Source organism: Pseudomonas fluorescens (genome assembly GCF_902497855.1).
Taxonomy (GTDB): Bacteria; Pseudomonadota; Gammaproteobacteria; order Pseudomonadales; family Pseudomonadaceae; genus Aquipseudomonas; species Aquipseudomonas fluorescens_BI.
This window is the reverse complement of sequence record NZ_CABVHU010000010.1, coordinates 85875-101266: the sequence shown is the minus strand read 5'-3', so window position 1 is coordinate 101266 and position 15392 is coordinate 85875. Positions and strand designations below refer to the sequence as shown.

Annotated in this window: 14 protein-coding genes; 5 read left to right on the top strand and 9 right to left on the bottom strand. The window is 60.5% G+C overall.

Features of this window, described 5'->3' with window-relative positions; genetic code table 11:
• Positions 1-46: 46 nt before the first annotated feature.
• Positions 47-1339, bottom strand: a complete 1293-nt coding sequence (gene gabT, locus F8N96_RS20230) for a 4-aminobutyrate--2-oxoglutarate transaminase (protein WP_150799311.1) — start codon at positions 1337-1339, stop codon at positions 47-49.
• Positions 1340-1627: 288 nt separating this feature from the next.
• Between gabT and F8N96_RS20225 the strand changes: the two genes are divergently transcribed.
• The 5 genes from F8N96_RS20225 to F8N96_RS20205 all read left to right on the top strand — a co-directional run bounded on the left by F8N96_RS20225 (position 1628) and on the right by F8N96_RS20205 (position 5110).
• Positions 1628-2554: a 2-hydroxyacid dehydrogenase gene (locus F8N96_RS20225; protein WP_150799310.1), complete on the top strand. Its 927-nt coding sequence runs from the start codon at positions 1628-1630 to the stop codon at positions 2552-2554.
• Positions 2555-2654: 100 nt separating this feature from the next.
• Positions 2655-2834 (top strand): hypothetical protein, encoded by a 180-nt coding sequence (locus tag F8N96_RS35095; protein ID WP_191635378.1) that lies wholly within the window; start codon positions 2655-2657, stop codon positions 2832-2834.
• Between the two features lie 341 nt (positions 2835-3175).
• Positions 3176-4033, top strand: coding sequence for a GNAT family N-acetyltransferase (locus F8N96_RS20215; RefSeq protein WP_150799309.1), 858 nt, complete (start codon positions 3176-3178; stop codon positions 4031-4033).
• Positions 4034-4089: 56 nt separating this feature from the next.
• A complete protein-coding gene (locus F8N96_RS20210; protein WP_150799308.1) occupies positions 4090-4797 on the top strand; it encodes a cupin domain-containing protein in 708 nt (235 codons plus the stop codon).
• Between the two features lie 88 nt (positions 4798-4885).
• On the top strand, positions 4886-5110 hold the full coding sequence (locus F8N96_RS20205; RefSeq protein WP_150799307.1) for a twin-arginine translocase TatA/TatE family subunit: 225 nt from the start codon (positions 4886-4888) through the stop codon (positions 5108-5110).
• A 582-nt stretch (positions 5111-5692) separates the two neighbouring features.
• On the opposite strand, the gene F8N96_RS20200 is transcribed toward F8N96_RS20205, so the two are convergent.
• The 8 genes from F8N96_RS20200 to F8N96_RS20165 all read right to left on the bottom strand — a co-directional run bounded on the left by F8N96_RS20200 (position 5693) and on the right by F8N96_RS20165 (position 15391).
• A complete protein-coding gene (locus tag F8N96_RS20200; RefSeq protein WP_150799306.1) occupies positions 5693-6772 on the bottom strand; it encodes a tartrate dehydrogenase in 1080 nt (359 codons plus the stop codon).
• Positions 6773-6812: 40 nt separating this feature from the next.
• Positions 6813-8270, bottom strand: coding sequence for an NAD-dependent succinate-semialdehyde dehydrogenase (locus F8N96_RS20195; RefSeq protein ID WP_150799305.1), 1458 nt, complete (start codon positions 8268-8270; stop codon positions 6813-6815).
• 249 nt (positions 8271-8519) lie between these two features.
• Positions 8520-9677 (bottom strand): acetylornithine deacetylase, encoded by a 1158-nt coding sequence (argE, locus tag F8N96_RS20190; RefSeq protein WP_150799304.1) that lies wholly within the window; start codon positions 9675-9677, stop codon positions 8520-8522.
• Positions 9674-10828, bottom strand: coding sequence for an NAD(P)/FAD-dependent oxidoreductase (locus F8N96_RS20185; protein ID WP_150799303.1), 1155 nt, complete (start codon positions 10826-10828; stop codon positions 9674-9676). Before F8N96_RS20185 ends, argE begins: the two co-directional genes overlap by 4 nt.
• Positions 10825-12213, bottom strand: a complete 1389-nt coding sequence (locus F8N96_RS20180; RefSeq protein WP_150799302.1) for an NAD(P)/FAD-dependent oxidoreductase — start codon at positions 12211-12213, stop codon at positions 10825-10827. The genes F8N96_RS20185 and F8N96_RS20180 overlap by 4 nt, the downstream gene beginning before the upstream one ends.
• Positions 12195-12503: a (2Fe-2S)-binding protein gene (locus F8N96_RS20175; protein WP_150799301.1), complete on the bottom strand. Its 309-nt coding sequence runs from the start codon at positions 12501-12503 to the stop codon at positions 12195-12197. Before F8N96_RS20175 ends, F8N96_RS20180 begins: the two co-directional genes overlap by 19 nt.
• A 14-nt stretch (positions 12504-12517) precedes the next feature.
• Entirely contained in the window at positions 12518-13186 is a 669-nt protein-coding gene (locus tag F8N96_RS20170; protein WP_150799300.1) for a haloacid dehalogenase type II, read from the bottom strand.
• Between the two features lie 363 nt (positions 13187-13549).
• Complete coding sequence (locus F8N96_RS20165; RefSeq protein WP_150799299.1) at positions 13550-15391, bottom strand: ABC transporter ATP-binding protein; 1842 nt, start codon at positions 15389-15391, stop codon at positions 13550-13552.
• Between the last annotated feature and the right edge of the window lies 1 nt (position 15392).

The following is a 15392-nucleotide window of genomic DNA, read 5'->3' as shown; positions in this document are numbered from 1 at the left end:
TGCCGCGGTTGGCGCGGCGCTACGATGCGCCAACCGCAGCTTGAGCTTAATTCAACACGCGTGACAATGCCGCCTCGAGAATCGCCAGCGCTTCGTCGATCTGGTCTTCTTCGGTTACCAGAGGCGCGAGGAAGCGCAGCACATTACGGTACACCCCGCACTTGATCACCAGCAGCCCGCCAATCCTGGCCTGATCGATCAATTGTTGGGTGAGCTCGGCATCGGGGCTGCGGGCCTCATCGTCCTTGATCAGTTCGATCGCCAACATGAAGCCGGTGCCGCGCACGTCACCAATGCGCGGGTGACGTGCCTGCAAGCGCAGCAGGCCCTGACGCAACCGCTCGCCCAACACTTCACCGCGCTCGAGCAACTGCTCTTGTTCGTAAGCTTCAATCACCGCCAATGCCGCCGCGCAAGCCAGGGCATTACCACCATAAGTGCCGCCCAGACCACCGGGTAACGGCGCGTCCATGATGTGTGCACGCCCCACTACGCCCGATATCGGCAAACCACCGGCCAGGCTCTTGGCGACGGTGACCAGATCCGGCTGAATGCCTGCGTGCTGGAAACCGAACCATTTGCCGGTGCGGCCGAAACCGGTCTGGATTTCATCGAGAATGAGCACGATGCCATGTTGTTCGGTCAGGGCCCGCAGCGCCTGGAGAAACTCCGGCGGCGCGGAAAGGAAGCCGCCATCGCCTTGCACCGGCTCGATGATGATCGCCGCTACGCGGTCCGCAGGTACTTGGGTCGCCAGCAATTCGTTCAGGGCTTGCAGGGCCATCTCGCTGGTGAAACCGCGATAGGCGTTAGGGTACGGGGTATGAAAAACCTCGGGAGCGAAAGGCCCGAAGTTCTGCTTGTAGGGTTGGCTCATGCCGGTCAAGGTCGTACCGAGCAGCGTGCGCCCATGGAAACCGCCACGAAAGGAGATGACCGCAGGGCGGTTGGTATGCGCGCGGGCGATCTTCACCGCGTTCTCCACAGCCTCTGCACCGGAGGTAAACAGCGCCGCCTTGTAGGCTTCGCCACCACCGACCAACTCGCACAAGCGTTGTACGAGGTCGAGATAGGGTTTGTAGGCCACTACCTGGAAGCAGGCATGGCTGACCTTTTGCAATTGCGCTTGCACCGCCGCGATCACCCTGGGGTGATTGTGGCCGATGTTCAGCACGCCGATGCCGCCGACGAAATCCAGGTAGCGCTTGCCGTCCACGTCCCACATTTCACTACCCTGGGCCCGATCGATGACCAGCGGGTGTGCGGTGACCAGCCCACGGGGCACAAATTGATCGCGTTGACGGAGCAAATTCGGGGTTTCTTCGACTTTACTGTTCATTGGCATCTCTCATGGTGAGTCTGGCAACCGGGTAGCGGCTGCGACGTGATTCACAGGGTAAGCTTTCGACGCAATTGTCTAAGCCGAACTTGGCCCTTGAGAAATCCGGATCGACTGTTTTAACCCGGGCAAACAGCAGAATCCTTCAGCTGTGGCCCGGCCCCATGGAATCTGCCGATATGTGCCCTCTACAAGGCAGCGTCATGCGTTTGCCCAGAATCATTCAACAGATCCTGCTCCGTCACTCGGGCATGCTTGAGGCTCCCTATTTAATGCGAGAAATGACCCATGGCCCTGCTCTATAAAGCCGACCCGGTGCGCGGCGAACACTGGAAGCGCCTGTTCGCCGAGCACGCCCCCGATATCGAATGGCGCGCCTGGCCGGACATCGGCGATCCGCAGGATATTCGCTACCTGGCGGCCTGGCAGGCGCCGGACGACCTCGAAACAACGTTGCCAAACCTGGAGGTCCTGTTCGCCTTGTCGGCGGGAGTCGATCAGCTTGACCTTGCCAAGCTGCCAACGAACCTGCCGGTGGTACGTTTACTCGACCCGGGCATCACCCGGGGCATGTGCGAATACGCCACTTTTGCGGTGCTGAGCCTGCACCGGGATATGCTCCGTTATCGCCAGCAACAAATGGCCCGGTGCTGGCAGGCTCACCTGCTGCAACCGGCAGCCAAACGCCGGGTGGGCGTGATGGGGCTCGGCACCCAGGCTCAACAGATTCTGGCTACGTTGCAGCCTTTTGGCTTTGCCTTGTCGGGCTGGGCGCGTAGCGAACATCAGATTGAAGGCGTGGATTGCTTTGCGGGTGCCGGGCAACTTCCGGCCTTCCTCGGCCAATGCGACATCGTGCTGTGTGTCCTGCCATTGACCGAGCAGACCAAAGGGATTCTCAATCGTGAGCTGTTCCAGCACCTGCCCAAAGGTGCGGCCTTGGTCAATATGGGTCGGGGTGGGCACCTGATAGAAGAAGACCTGCTTGAGGCATTGGCCAGCGGTCAACTCAGCGCGGCGGTGCTCGACGTACTGCAACAGGAGCCGGCGGCGCCGGACCATCCCTTCTGGCACCATCCGCAGATACTGCTGACACCGCATATCGCTGCGATGACCCAACCGGAAAGTGCCTTTGGCGTGCTGCTGGAGAATATCCGCCGACATCAACGCGGTGAGTCGATGCTTGGCCAGATTGACCGCGAACGAAGTTACTGAGTACCGATATCAACTCGATAGGCAGAGAACCAACACTAATAAGATAAATTGGGGTAAGCGATGAACATCGCAAAACTAAGCTCTCTCTCCCTGGCGGTCATTGCCGCCACCACGCAACTGGCACTGGCGGGTCAGCAACTTCATTGGCGGCACCTATAAAGTCAACAACAACCTCAGCCTGATGGCGTACACCAGCGAGGCCACCCACCGCGCGACTTCGTTCGAGAGCGATATCGACGAGGTCCGCCTGATCATCGAGTACCCGATGAGCCTTCTGTAAGGTTCGACCCTGGCCGGTTTTACCTGTGGACCGACCAGTGCTTTCTTGAAGGCTTGCTCTTTGCTCCCTTTAGCCTTTAGACGCCCATTCGGGCGTCTTTTTTTTTCAGCAATGAGTCCACCGCAAAGCGCCATTTGCTTGGCTTGCCTGCTGAAAATCGACCCGGTATTTGCTGCCGATCCCGCCACCCATTTGAGCAGTAACTGTGGCCTGCAGCGCTGTCGCTTACAGAATCTACCGAATCAACGGGTGCCTCTTGCCAGGCCCCTCGGCAGGTGAGATACCCCTACTTTCAGCAGAGAAATCCAGCCGCTCACGCTCCCTGTCCAAGGAGATCTGTCATGTCCAATTCGCAACGCCCCGCGTATAGCTACCGCCCCATGACCCCGGCAGATGTGCCGTTGGCCCATGCCTTGTCCGTACAGTTGAAATGGCCCCACCGCCTGGAAGACTGGGCCATGTTGCAGCGCATCGCGCAGGGTTTTGTCGTAGAAGACGCAGGCCGCTTGATCGGTACCGCCTTCACCTGTCCGCAGGGAGATTACGCCACCATCGGCCTGGTGATCGTCAGCGACGAGTACCAGGGTCAAGGCATAGGTCGCAAGCTGATGGAGCTGGCACTCGAGGCTTGCGGATCGCATACCGCCATTCTCAATGCGACGCTGGCCGGCGCTCCACTTTATGCCAGTCAGGGATTCGTGGACTTTGGGCACATACAACAACATCAGGGGCAAGCACTGCCCTCTGCACCCAATGAGCTACCAACAGGCGAACGCTGCCGTCCGTTGACCGAAGCCGATCGGGCCGATCAGATCCGCCTGGCCAACGCCGGCAGCGGCCTGAATCGACACGCCGTGCTCAATGATCTGTTCGACACTGTCGAGCACTCGGTCGGTATCGAGCGCGAGGGTCAACTGCGTGCATTCGCCATGCTGCGTCCATTTGGTCGCGGTCGCTGCATCGGCCCGCTCATTGCGGAAAATCCAGAGCAGGCCAGGCACCTGATCGCGGTGTTATTGGCCCAGGTGCCCGACGCATTCGTGCGCATGGACATACCGTCCGACAGCGGACTGTCCCCTTGGCTGGAAGAGGCCGGGCTGAAGCATGTCGACACCGTTGCCCAAATGGCTCGTGGCATCCCACCGCAGGCGATCGGCGGCGTGCGTCAGTTTGCCCTGGTAACTCAGGCCATCGGCTGAGCAAACCCACCCTTACATACACCGTTCACAAAACACACCCTTGGAGAAACACCCTCATGCTAGAACCCACTGCAGTGCTGTTGGCACACGCCGACGGCAGTCCCGTTCTAACAAAATTCACCCCCGGTTCATTAGGGGACAACGACCCTTTCGACAGGCAGATCGCGTATCTCGGGCCGGATGACATTGCTGCCGGCGTGGTGCAGGCGGGCGGACAATTCAGCGTCGATGAATATCCCTACAGCGAAATGATCGTGGTGCACGCTGGGCAAGTCACACTGCAGAGCCAGGATCGCTCGCTGCAACTCAATCCTGGTGACAGCGCCGTAATCGCCCGCGGGACCTCGGTTAAGATCCAAGCGCAACCCGACTCCTTCTGGGCATTCTGCGCCGATATCCAGCCTGTCGAGGCGTGCAATATCGGGCTGACGCCTCTCCCCCGGCAAGCTCTGCTTTCTCCCTCGACACCACCGGGTGAAGACATCCTGGTGAGCCCGACACCGCAATGTCGCTCGAACAATTTGTTCGTCGAAGAAGCGACCAACCTGCGCATCGGCGTCTGGGACTCGACGCCTTATACCCGCAGGGCAAGACCGCACACGATGCATGAATTGATGCACCTGCTCGAAGGCAGCATCTCCCTCCAGGTGGCGGACGGGCCCCCTTTGACGGTCAACACTGGCGATACGGTGTTCCTGGCTCTAGGCGCGCCATGCGCATGGACGAGCAGCGTCTACGTGCGCAAGTTCTACGTCTGCAAGTAACTCGAACGGCATTAGCGCCGGCAGATGGATTTCTCCTCCGCCGGCCCCACCACCCAGTTGATCAATCATTTGCTACGGAGTATGGACAATGGGAATAGGTGGCTTCAGTACCGGAAAACTTCTGATCATCCTGTTGATCGTGATCATGCTGTTCGGCACCAGGCGCCTGAAAGGCTTGGGCTCGGACCTCGGCGACACGATCAGGGGGTTGCGCAAATCCATGGGCGACGATAAGCCATCCACTGAGGAGCCCACGGACCCGCCCATTGACGTTCAGGCGCGCACGCTCGAAGACTCGATAAAAAAATACTGACCCCTTGTCTATGTCGGCTGGGAGTTGCAATTAATGGTCCAGGCGGCTCTCAAGAGATCACTCATCGCGGCATTGAAGCCTGTGGGCGCGACGAGCGCCCGAACCGGATGGATACAGCGACTTCGGCTTGCTTTAGTAGCTATTGTCGTCAATATTCACGAACCTCCTGTTCGTGCCAGTACGTAGACCGCTTTTGGCCGAATGGGATATGTTCGACCGGTTGTATTCGAGCCAATTCTGCGCGCACAAAGACGACAACCCTCCCCTCAATAGTCCGCAAATAGTCCATCCGGGGCCGTGCGCCGGGTCGATAGTTGCGTAGATAGAGAGCAAAGCACGGCCGCTGGCTGCCTTAAGAAATGACTGTCCAGCTTTTTTGCGCGCAAAAAAAAGCCCGCAGTGTGAACGGGCTAAAAGGGTGACATACCAGAATAAGTAGAGCGGTGAGACCGACCGGGCGCTCCGCGTCCGCTGTTGGGACGCAGAGCGTCCCGGGCTGCATTCCCACGCAGAGCGTGGGAACGATCAAGGGTGACACACAAGAATGAGTAGAGCGGTGAAGCCGACCGGGTGTTCCTCAGCTCAAAGTGCCGCGGCGATTGCCTTGCCGACATCCTGGGTCGAGCCCTGCCCGCCCAGGTCGGGGGTGATCGGCCCCTCGGCGATGATCTGCTCGATGGCCCTGAGGATACCGTCATGGGCCGCCCGGTAGCGCTCATCGCCATTGCCCAGGAAGTCCAGCATCAGGGCGCCGGACCAGATCATCGCAATCGGGTTGGCGATGTTCTGCCCATAGATATCCGGCGCCGAGCCATGCACCGGTTCGAACAACGAGGGGAAGCGTCGCTCCGGGTCGAGGTTGGCCGAAGGCGCGATGCCGATGGTACCGGCGCAGGCAGGTCCCAGGTCGGACAGGATGTCGCCGAACAGATTCGACGCCACCACCACATCGAAACGATCTGGTTGCAGCACGAACCGCGCGCACAGGATGTCGATGTGTTGCTTGTCCCAAGTGATGTCCGGGTACTGCGCGGCCATCAACGCCGTGCGCTCGTCCCAGTAGGGCATGCTGATGGAAATCCCGTTGGACTTGGTCGCCGCCGTCAGACGTTTGCGCGGTCGGGTCTGCGCCAGTTCGAAGGCGAACTTGAGAATCCGGTCCACGCCACGTCGGGTGAACACCGACTCCTGCAGCACGAATTCATGCTCGGTGCCTTCGAACATCTTGCCGCCGACCGAGGAATACTCGCCTTCGGTGTTTTCGCGGATCACCACGAAGTCGATGTCCCCGGCTTCGCGTCCGACCAGCGGACACGGCACGCCAGGAAACAGGCGTACCGGACGGATGTTCACGTATTGGTCGAAGTCACGGCGAAACTTCAGCAGCGACCCCCACAGGGAAATGTGATCCGGCACTTTGTCCGGCCAGCCCACGGCGCCAAAGTAGATCGCGTCGAAACCCTTGAGTTGTTCAAACCAGTCGACGGGCATCATCTGCCCGTGTTCCAGGTAATAATCGCAGTGGGCCCAATCGAGCACTTCGATACTCAAATCCAGTTGCCATTTTTTCGCCGCCTGCTCCAGTACCCGCAGCCCTTCCGGCAAGACTTCCTTGCCGATGCCATCGCCGGCAATCGCGGCGATTCTGAATGGTTTGCTCATCAATCGTGGCTCCTCAATAGCTGTTCAAAGGGTGACCGGATCACAGCCCACCGATGTGGAAGGCTTTGACTTCAAGGTATTCATCCAGGCCGTACTTGCTGCCTTCGCGACCCAGGCCCGATTGCTTGATACCGCCGAATGGGGCGACTTCCATGGAAATGAGCCCGGTGTTGAGACCGATCATGCCGAACTCCAGCGCCTCGCCGAACCGCCATGAACGGCGCAAGTCCTGGGTGAAGAAATAGGCGGCCAAGCCATAAGGCGTTGCGTTGGCCAGGGCCAGCGCTTCTTCCTCGGTAGTAAAGCGCATCAGCGGTGCAACCGGGCCGAAGGTTTCTTCGTTGGCCAACAACATCCCGGCATGGGCCTCGCCAAGTACCGTGGGCTGGACAAACTGGCTGTCGCCCGCGGGAATGCCGCCACAGAGCAGACGGGCTCCCTGGCCCAAGGCATCGTCGATATGCCGGGCGACCTTGCTTACCGCCGCCGCATTGATCAACGGGCCGATCTTCACGTCGGCGTCCAGGCCATTACCGACCTTGAGTTTGCCTACCTCCTCCACCAGGCGCCGGGCGAAGCGCTCGTAGATCCCGTCCTGCACCAGAATCCGGTTGGAGCAAACGCAGGTCTGGCCGCCATTGCGGAACTTGCTGAGCATGATGCCGGCCACGGCCTGTTCCAGATCAGCGTCGTCGAACACAATGAACGGCGCGTTGCCGCCCAGTTCCAGGCTCAAGCGCTTGATGTGTTCGGCGCTCTGGCGCATCAGCAGCCGACCGACAGCGGTGGAACCGGTGAAGGAGATCTTGCGCACTGTCGGATTGCCGGTGAGTTCTTCGCCGATGGCGGCGGGCATGCCGGTGACGACGCTGAACACCCCGGCCGGGATGCCGACCCGCTCGGCGAGCACGGCCAGCGCCAGGGCCGACAGCGGGGTCAGGTCCGAGGGTTTGACAATGATCGTGCACCCGGCGGCCAGGGCCGGTGCACATTTGCGGGTGATCATCGCGTTGGGGAAGTTCCACGGGGTGATCGCGGCGCAGACGCCGACCGGCTGCTTGAGCGTGAGCAAACGGCGGTCGCCGCTGGGTGCCGGTATGGTCTCGCCGTAAACCCGGCGGGCTTCTTCGGCGAACCATTTGACGAAACTGGCGCCATAGCGGATCTCGCCCTTGGCTTCATTCAGCGGCTTGCCCTGTTCACAGGTCATGATCAGCGCCAGGTCGTCGAGGTTGTCGATCATCGCCTGATACCAGCGCTCCAGCAGCGCCGCCCGTTCTGCCGCCGGGCGTGCGCGCCAGGCCGGCCAGACGCGCTCGGCCGCTTCGATGGCGCGTCGGGTTTCGCTGCCTTGCATCGCGGGTACGCGGGCGAGCAACTGGCCGCTGGCCGGGTCGATGACGTCAAGGGTCGCGGCGTCGTCGGCGCTGAGCCACTGACCGTCGATGTAAGCGAGTTCTACCAGCAGGCTGGGGTCTTTCAGGCGATTCTTGAGCATGGTCGAGTCCTGTTCCGAGACAGCCTTCAGTCTATTGTGTCGCCACAGACGAGGATGCTGAAAGCGCCGCCCCGGCAGCGTTGAATGCTGAAAATCAGGATTCGACGGCAGGCTCTACTGTTGGTGGGTGAGGGCCATCGTCGCAATCGGACGATGCAGATGTGTCCGCTCAAAATCGAGTGATGTAGAGCTACCGATGCCAAGCGGGCATCGCTGAACAAGCCTGTTCAGCGCAAGCAAGCGGGATACTTAAAACCGCATCGAGCCCAATATCCCTTGCAGGAAATGCTCGCCGGCCTCCATCTGGCTGATTTCGATGAACTCGTCAGGCTTGTGTGCCTGCTCTATCGAACCCGGGCCACAGACCACCACCGGTACATCCAGGCGTTGTTTGAACAACCCGCCCTCGGTGCCGAACGAGACTTTGGCGGTGCCGGTGCCCGGCGCCGCGAATTTTTTCAGAAAACGCACCGCTTCTACGCTCGGATGGGTGTCGAGGCCCGGGTAAACGTTCAGGGTTTCGATCTCGATATCCGCTACGCTGGACAGCTTTTTCGCTTCGCCCACGATCATTTCTGCCCGTTCGCGCATCTGCTCCAGGAACTGATCCGGGTCGTCCGCCGGCAAGTTACGCACTTCGAAATCCAGGGTACACAGGTTCGGCACGATGTTCAGTGCCTTGCCGCCGACAATCTGCCCGACATGCACGGTGCTGTAGGGCACATCGTAATCGGGGTCCTGAGCACCCTGCTCTTGCAACTGCTGCTGGCTATGACGCAGCGCGGCGATGAAATCGCAGGCCACGTGGATAGCATTGACCGAACGCGGTGCCAGCGAGGAATGTGCCTCCAGACCGCGACAGTAAGTGCGGTAAGAACCCTTGCCCTTGTGCCCGAGCACGAACTGCATGTTGGTCGGCTCTCCGATCACGCACAGAAACGGCCGCACCGGCGCCAGATGCAACACATCCAGTAAGCGTCGGACACCCACGCAACCGATTTCTTCGTCATGGGACAGCGCCAGTTGCAACGGCCGGTTCAATGAATGATCGGCGGCATCGAGCATGGCGTCGATGGCCAGTGCGACGAAGCCCTTCATATCGCAACTGCCACGGCCATAAATCCGCCCGTCCTGCACCGTCGCCTGAAACGCCGGGAAGGTCCAGGCCTGCCCCGCTGCCGGTACCACATCGGTGTGCCCGGACAGCAAAATCCCCGGCACTTCCTTTGGACCGGTGCTGGCAAACAGATTGGCTTTTTTGCCGCTTTCATCCTTGACGATCAATGACTCGATGCCCTTGGTCAGCAGCAGATCGCGCACGTACTCGATCAAGGCCATGTTCGACTCCGAAGAAACGGTGTCGAACGCCATCAACCGTTTGAGAATCTCCAATACACGGGATTTCATGAGACCTTGCTCCGTTGCTCGACTGATGAAGCGAACCGGTTGATGGAAAACGGCAAAATCGAAGTGCTGGTGCTACCGGTGCTGATCAGTTCCGCCATCACGTCGCCCACTCCCGGCCCAAGCTGGAAGCCATGGCCGCTGAAACCGAACGCATAATACAAACCATCGACGGTGCCGCTCGGCCCCATGACAGGCAGGGAATCAGGCAGGTAACCTTCGATGCCACTCCAGACCCGAATGATGTTCAGGTTGCCGACACCCGGCAGCAGACGACGCATTTGCTCGAACTGATTGAGGATGCTGCGCGGCTCGACCTGGGCCCGACGAGTGAGCATGTCGGGCTTGCTGCGGTAGCCGCCACCGATGACGATGTTGCCGCGGGGGATCTGGCGGAAATAAATCATTTCCTCCTCGATTTTGGTGTACACACCGATCACCGTTGGCAAGGCGTAAGGCACCGGTTCGGTCACGGCCATTTGCGGGCCTTTGGTCTCCAGCGGCACCGGTTCGCCAAACTGCGCCGAGAGCTTTTGCCCCCAGGCGCCCGCGGTCACCAGCAAACGCTCCGCGCTGAACTCACGACCATCGGTAGTCCTGATGCTGAACGCGTCCCCGACCTTGTGCACCTCGGCCACTTCAGTGCGCTCTTCAATCCGTGCACCGAAGCGACGTGCCGCCCGGGCAAACGCCGGGGCCGCCAGACGCGGGTTGGCGTGCCCGTCGTGGGGGGCATAGGAGCCACCCTTCACCTGCGGGCCGAGAAATGGAAAGCGCTGGTGCAACTCCTCGCCACGAAAGATCTTCAAGTCCAGCTGCTCCGCCTCGGGAGCATCTGCGTAGGCTTGCAGTTCGGCGATCTCGTCTTCGCGGTAACACACCCGCAGGTGCCCGCTGGCGATGAACTCCAGGTCGTCGTCGATCAGCTCCGGCAGGCGCTTCCATAACGCCCAGGAACGATTGGCCAGTTCCAGCTGCCCGAGGTAACGCCCTTGGCGCCGCACGTTGCCGAAATTCACGCCGCTGGCATACTGGCCGATCTGGTCGCGCTCCAGCAAAATCACCGACTGACCGCGCTGGCGCAGGAAAAACGCCGCCGCCGAACCCATGATGCCGCCGCCGACGATCACGACATCGGCTTTCTGTACCGTCATGGCGACACCTCCTCGGTGAGCATCGATAGAGGTTTGACCGGTGCCTGACCCCGCTGTCGGCCAACCTGTTGCACGCTGACGCCCGCAGCGGCGGCAATCACCTCGGCCCCGGCCTGGGAGCAATAACGCCCCTGGCAGCGGCCCATGCCGACCCGGCTGAAGGCCTTGGCCCGATTGACTTCACAAGCCCCCTTTTCACTGACGGCCCGACGCAACTCGCCGGCCGTGATCATTTCGCAGCGACAGACGATCGCCTGGTCCGGCAGCGCTTTGGCCTGGGCGCTTGGCCAGGGAAACGCCTGCGCCAGGCCGAGACGAAACTTATCCATCACCGCCAGCGCATGCCGTTGTTCGTCGCGCAACCCGGCATTCACCGGTTGCTGCTGATCCTCCAGCAGCGCCATGGCCACCAGTTTCCCGGCGTGTTCGGCGGCATCGGCACCGCGAATCTTCGAACCGTCGCCGGCGGCATAGACACCGCTGACCGAGGTCCGGCCGTCTTCATCCGTGGCAAGCCACCATTGGCTCGACGCTTCATCGAAGCGCATACGGCAACCGGCCAGGTCGGCCAATTGGGTTTCCGGACGCAGGTGATAACCCAGCGCGACGGCATCGCAATCCACCGTCAAGGTCTCACCACGTGCCGTGCGCACGCGTACGCCACTGACACCGCTGGACGCATCGCCGTGCACTTGAAGCGGCGAAATGCCCAGATGCACCGGGATCTTCGCCCGGTACAGCTGCGCCAATAATTTCATCCCGGCGAACAGCAACCCAGGGCACGCCAACAGTTTCGGCATGGCGAGGATGCGTTTGCTCAGAGGTGAAGTGTCGAGCACTGCCGCGACCTTGGCTCCCGCCTTCACATACTGACTGGCAACCAGATACAACAACGGCCCACTGCCCATGAACACCACGCGGTGGCCGATGGACACCGCCTGAGATTTCAGGGCAATCTGCGCACCGCCGAGGCTATATGTGCCCGCCAACTGCCAGCCTTCGATCGGCATCACGCGGTCGGTGGCACCGGTGCAGAGGATCAGCGCGTCGTAATCCACTGTCGAGTGTCTGCCCTGACTGACACAGCATAGTTGCCCCGGTGTCAGGTTCCACACCAGTGTGTCCGGGCGATAGTCGATCTGACCGCGCAAGCGATCGAAACTCTGGTGCAGATCGTTGGCCTTGGAGGCTTCGGTACCATACAGCGTGGCGTAATCCCGGGTAAAACCTTCGGGCTGGCGCCGGTAGATCTGCCCTCCATCCCGGCGATTTTCATCGATCAGGATGGGCTTGAATCCAGCGGCGACCAGGGTTTCGGCACAGCGTGTGCCGGCCGGTCCCGCACCGACGATAACGACTCGAGTGCTCAGCCGCGCAGTGGCCATACCGCCTCCGGTTGTGTGGTGACGATATCCAGGCCTTCACGGACTTCATTGGAGCAGGCGCGCAGACGCTCGCCACCCCGGGTCCAGACCCAACAGTCCTGGCAGGCGCCCATAAGGCAGAAGCCGGCGCGGCGCCCCGGATCGAATTCCGATTGGCGCAACGCCGAGCCCTGAGTCAGCAACGCGACCATCAGCGTATCGCCCTGCAGCGCCTCGATGGGCGTACCGTCTACTGTCAGCTGGACGGTTGGACGAGCCTGTTCGGCCAGCCTGACGAAACGCCCGCTCATACTTATGCTCCCACTCAGAGACCGACCAACCCGGCCAAACCGCCGATATCGGGGATCTGGTGGTAACCAAAGGCGGCGTTCGCCGGTTGCTCATGACCACGGGCAACGAAGGCCTTGTGCTTGATCTTCATGTCGTGGGCCGACATCAGGTCATAACGGAAGCTCGAGGACACATGCAGAACGTCCTCCGGCCCGCAGTTCAGGTTATCGAGCATGTACTCGAAGGCGGCCAGGCGCGGCTTGTAGGCTTGGGCTTGTTGGGCGGTGAAGACCTTATGGAAAGGTGCGCCGAGCTTGTCGACGTTGGACATGATCTGCTCGTCCATCGCGTTGGAGAAAATCACCAGGGGAATCTTGTCGGCGATTTTCGCCAGGCCAGCCGGCACGTCGGCATGCGGACCCCAGGTCGGTACGGCGTCGTAATAGAGCTGGCCTTCGCCCTTGTACTCGACACCCCAACGCTTGCAGACCCGCGCCAGGGCAGTCTTGAGGATCTCATCATATGGACGCCAGTCACCCATCACCTGGTCCAGGCGATAGGCGGAGAAGTCCTGGACGAACTGATCCATTTGCTCGGCAGGGACCCGATCGGCGAACAGTTCGCGCGTCATGGTCCCCATCTGAAAGTTGGTCAACGTGCCGTAGCAGTCAAAGGTAATGAACTTGGGACGAAGAAAGCTCATGAGTGCGGTCCTGAGTGATGGTTAAGGTCATGAGGGGGCAAGCAGTTACCCCGCTTTGAAAGCATCGATGCAACGTTGCATCACCGATTTATTACACCACCAAGCGACCCTGCATAAACTGTTAAAAGTATAGGCCGCCTGGAACAAATCACCGTTTACGAAGCCTCTCGCAGCAGACTTTGCGGAGAGTTCCAGGACTGGGCAAAGTACGCACTCGGCTATGGTCAGGCTCTTGAAGGACTTGGATAAAAACAGCGTTTTTTCGCATGAGCGATAAAAAAAGGCTAAAAAAAATGGTGTCCACTTCAGGTGGACACCATCACCTCAGGAAGGTGGCAGGAGGGCCCGCTCAGCCGCGCCCGTTCATGCATAGGCTCCCACGATCATGTTGTTGGCATGCTGGGTTTTCATCAACTCGGCACTGTCGTGATGGCAAAGAATTTCACTGCCGCCAACAATCAATCGACGGTCCGGCGCGACGCAATTGCACAGACCGTCTACCCGCACCGGGCAGCGACCGAGGAAGGTGCACAGCCCAGGTACGTTGGCTTTTGGGCCAATAGGCGGCAGCGTGTCGCAGGTCGTTGCTCCGCAGCTCTCCAGCCAGCCCTGGCGCAGTTCCGGCACAGAGTGGATCAACAAGTCGGTATAGGGATGGAAGGGTGCTTCAGCATACGATTTGCGGGTACCGGCCTGAATCTTGTGGCCGCTGTACATCACCACGATGTCGTCACACAGGGCTCGCACGGTAGAGATGTCGTGGCTGATGAACAGATAGGACACCCCCAATTGCTGGCGCAGGTCGCGCAGCAGTTCGAGAATCGCTGCACCGACCACGGTATCCAGTGCCGAGGTCACCTCGTCGCACAGAATCAGATCCGGCTTGGCGGCCAGGGCCCGGGCCAGATTGACCCGTTGTTTTTGCCCGCCGGACAGTTCGTTCGGACGACGCTCAGCCATCGTGCGCGGCAAACGAACGAGATCCAGCAACTCGCCGATACGCTCGCGCAAAGCTGCCCCCTTGAGGCCGAAATACATCTTCAGCGGACGACTCAGAATGGTGCTTACGCTGTGCATCGGGTTGAGTGCGGTGTCGGCATTCTGGAAGACCATTTGAATGCGTCGGAACTGCTCCTCCGTGCGCGACGACAGGCTACCACTCAGGGGCTGACCATCGAAGGTCAGCCCGCCAAGGGCCGGCTCCAACAATCCGGCCACTACCCGTGCCAAGGTCGATTTGCCAGAACCCGACTCCCCGATCACCCCAATGGCCTGGCCTCTGCGAACCGTCAGGTCAATGTCTTCCAACACGCGAATGGCCGGCATGCCTTGCGCGTTCTTGTTGCCGTAGCCTGCGGTCAACCCCTGAATGGTCAGCAAGGGTGTCTCTTCTGCGATGCCGCAAGGTGGACGGATCGTGGTGTCCGGCCGCGCCGCCGCCAATAAACTGCGGGTGTATTCGTGGGCCGGGCCTTTGAGCAAGGGCGCCGTAGCGCTCTGTTCGAAGATTTCGCCGCCATTGAGCACCACGATCTGATCGGCCATCTGCGCCACAACGGCCAGGTCGTGGGAGACATAGACCGCCGTCGCGCCACGTTCGCGAACCACCCGTTTGAACGCCCGCAACACATCAATCTGGGTTGTCACATCGAGTGCCGTGGTCGGTTCGTCGAGCACCACCAACAATGGATCGCTGATCAGCGCCATGGCCGCCATCACTCGTTGCAGTTGCCCGCCGGAAACCTGGTGGGGGTAGCGCTGGCCAATGCGATCGGGGTCTGGCAGGGCCAGGTCGCGGAACAACTCGATGGCCTTGGCCTCAAGCACAGACTGGGTGCCCAGGCCATGAATCAACGCGCCCTCCACCACTTGGTCAATAAGCTTTTTCGCCGGATTGAACGCCGCGGCGGCGCTCTGGGCGATGTACGACACACGGTTGCCGCGCAAACCCTGCAGTTCGCCCTCGCTCAACGCCAACATGTCGTGTTCGCCGATTTGCACCACGCCACCCGCCAGCCGACAACCGCGCCGGGCATAACCAAGCAACGCCAGGGCAATGGTGGTCTTGCCAGAGCCAGACTCACCGATCAACGCCAGCACTTCACCTTTTTCCAGGGAGAAGCTCACGCCCTTGACGATTTCCACCTCGCCGAGCTCGCCACAGGCGACCACTCGCAGGTCCTGGACTCGAATTAATTCGCTCATT

What these genes read in the sequence shown, in the direction of transcription:
- F8N96_RS20175 (WP_150799301.1), bottom strand. Translation starts at nt 12,503, where the DNA reads ATGAGCGGGCGTTTCGTCAGGCTGGCCGAACAGGCTCGTCCAACCGTC.
- gabT (WP_150799311.1), bottom strand. Translation starts at nt 1,339, where the DNA reads ATGAACAGTAAAGTCGAAGAAACCCCGAATTTGCTCCGTCAACGCGAT.
- argE (WP_150799304.1), bottom strand. Translation starts at nt 9,677, where the DNA reads ATGAAATCCCGTGTATTGGAGATTCTCAAACGGTTGATGGCGTTCGAC.
- F8N96_RS20215 (WP_150799309.1), top strand. Translation starts at nt 3,176, where the DNA reads ATGTCCAATTCGCAACGCCCCGCGTATAGCTACCGCCCCATGACCCCG.
- F8N96_RS20165 (WP_150799299.1), bottom strand. Translation starts at nt 15,391, where the DNA reads ATGAGCGAATTAATTCGAGTCCAGGACCTGCGAGTGGTCGCCTGTGGC.
- F8N96_RS20170 (WP_150799300.1), bottom strand. Translation starts at nt 13,186, where the DNA reads ATGAGCTTTCTTCGTCCCAAGTTCATTACCTTTGACTGCTACGGCACG.
- F8N96_RS20205 (WP_150799307.1), top strand. Translation starts at nt 4,886, where the DNA reads ATGGGAATAGGTGGCTTCAGTACCGGAAAACTTCTGATCATCCTGTTG.
- F8N96_RS20185 (WP_150799303.1), bottom strand. Translation starts at nt 10,828, where the DNA reads ATGACGGTACAGAAAGCCGATGTCGTGATCGTCGGCGGCGGCATCATG.
- F8N96_RS20195 (WP_150799305.1), bottom strand. Translation starts at nt 8,270, where the DNA reads ATGCTCAAGAATCGCCTGAAAGACCCCAGCCTGCTGGTAGAACTCGCT.
- F8N96_RS20210 (WP_150799308.1), top strand. Translation starts at nt 4,090, where the DNA reads ATGCTAGAACCCACTGCAGTGCTGTTGGCACACGCCGACGGCAGTCCC.
- F8N96_RS20180 (WP_150799302.1), bottom strand. Translation starts at nt 12,213, where the DNA reads ATGGCCACTGCGCGGCTGAGCACTCGAGTCGTTATCGTCGGTGCGGGA.
- F8N96_RS20200 (WP_150799306.1), bottom strand. Translation starts at nt 6,772, where the DNA reads ATGAGCAAACCATTCAGAATCGCCGCGATTGCCGGCGATGGCATCGGC.
- F8N96_RS20225 (WP_150799310.1), top strand. Translation starts at nt 1,628, where the DNA reads ATGGCCCTGCTCTATAAAGCCGACCCGGTGCGCGGCGAACACTGGAAG.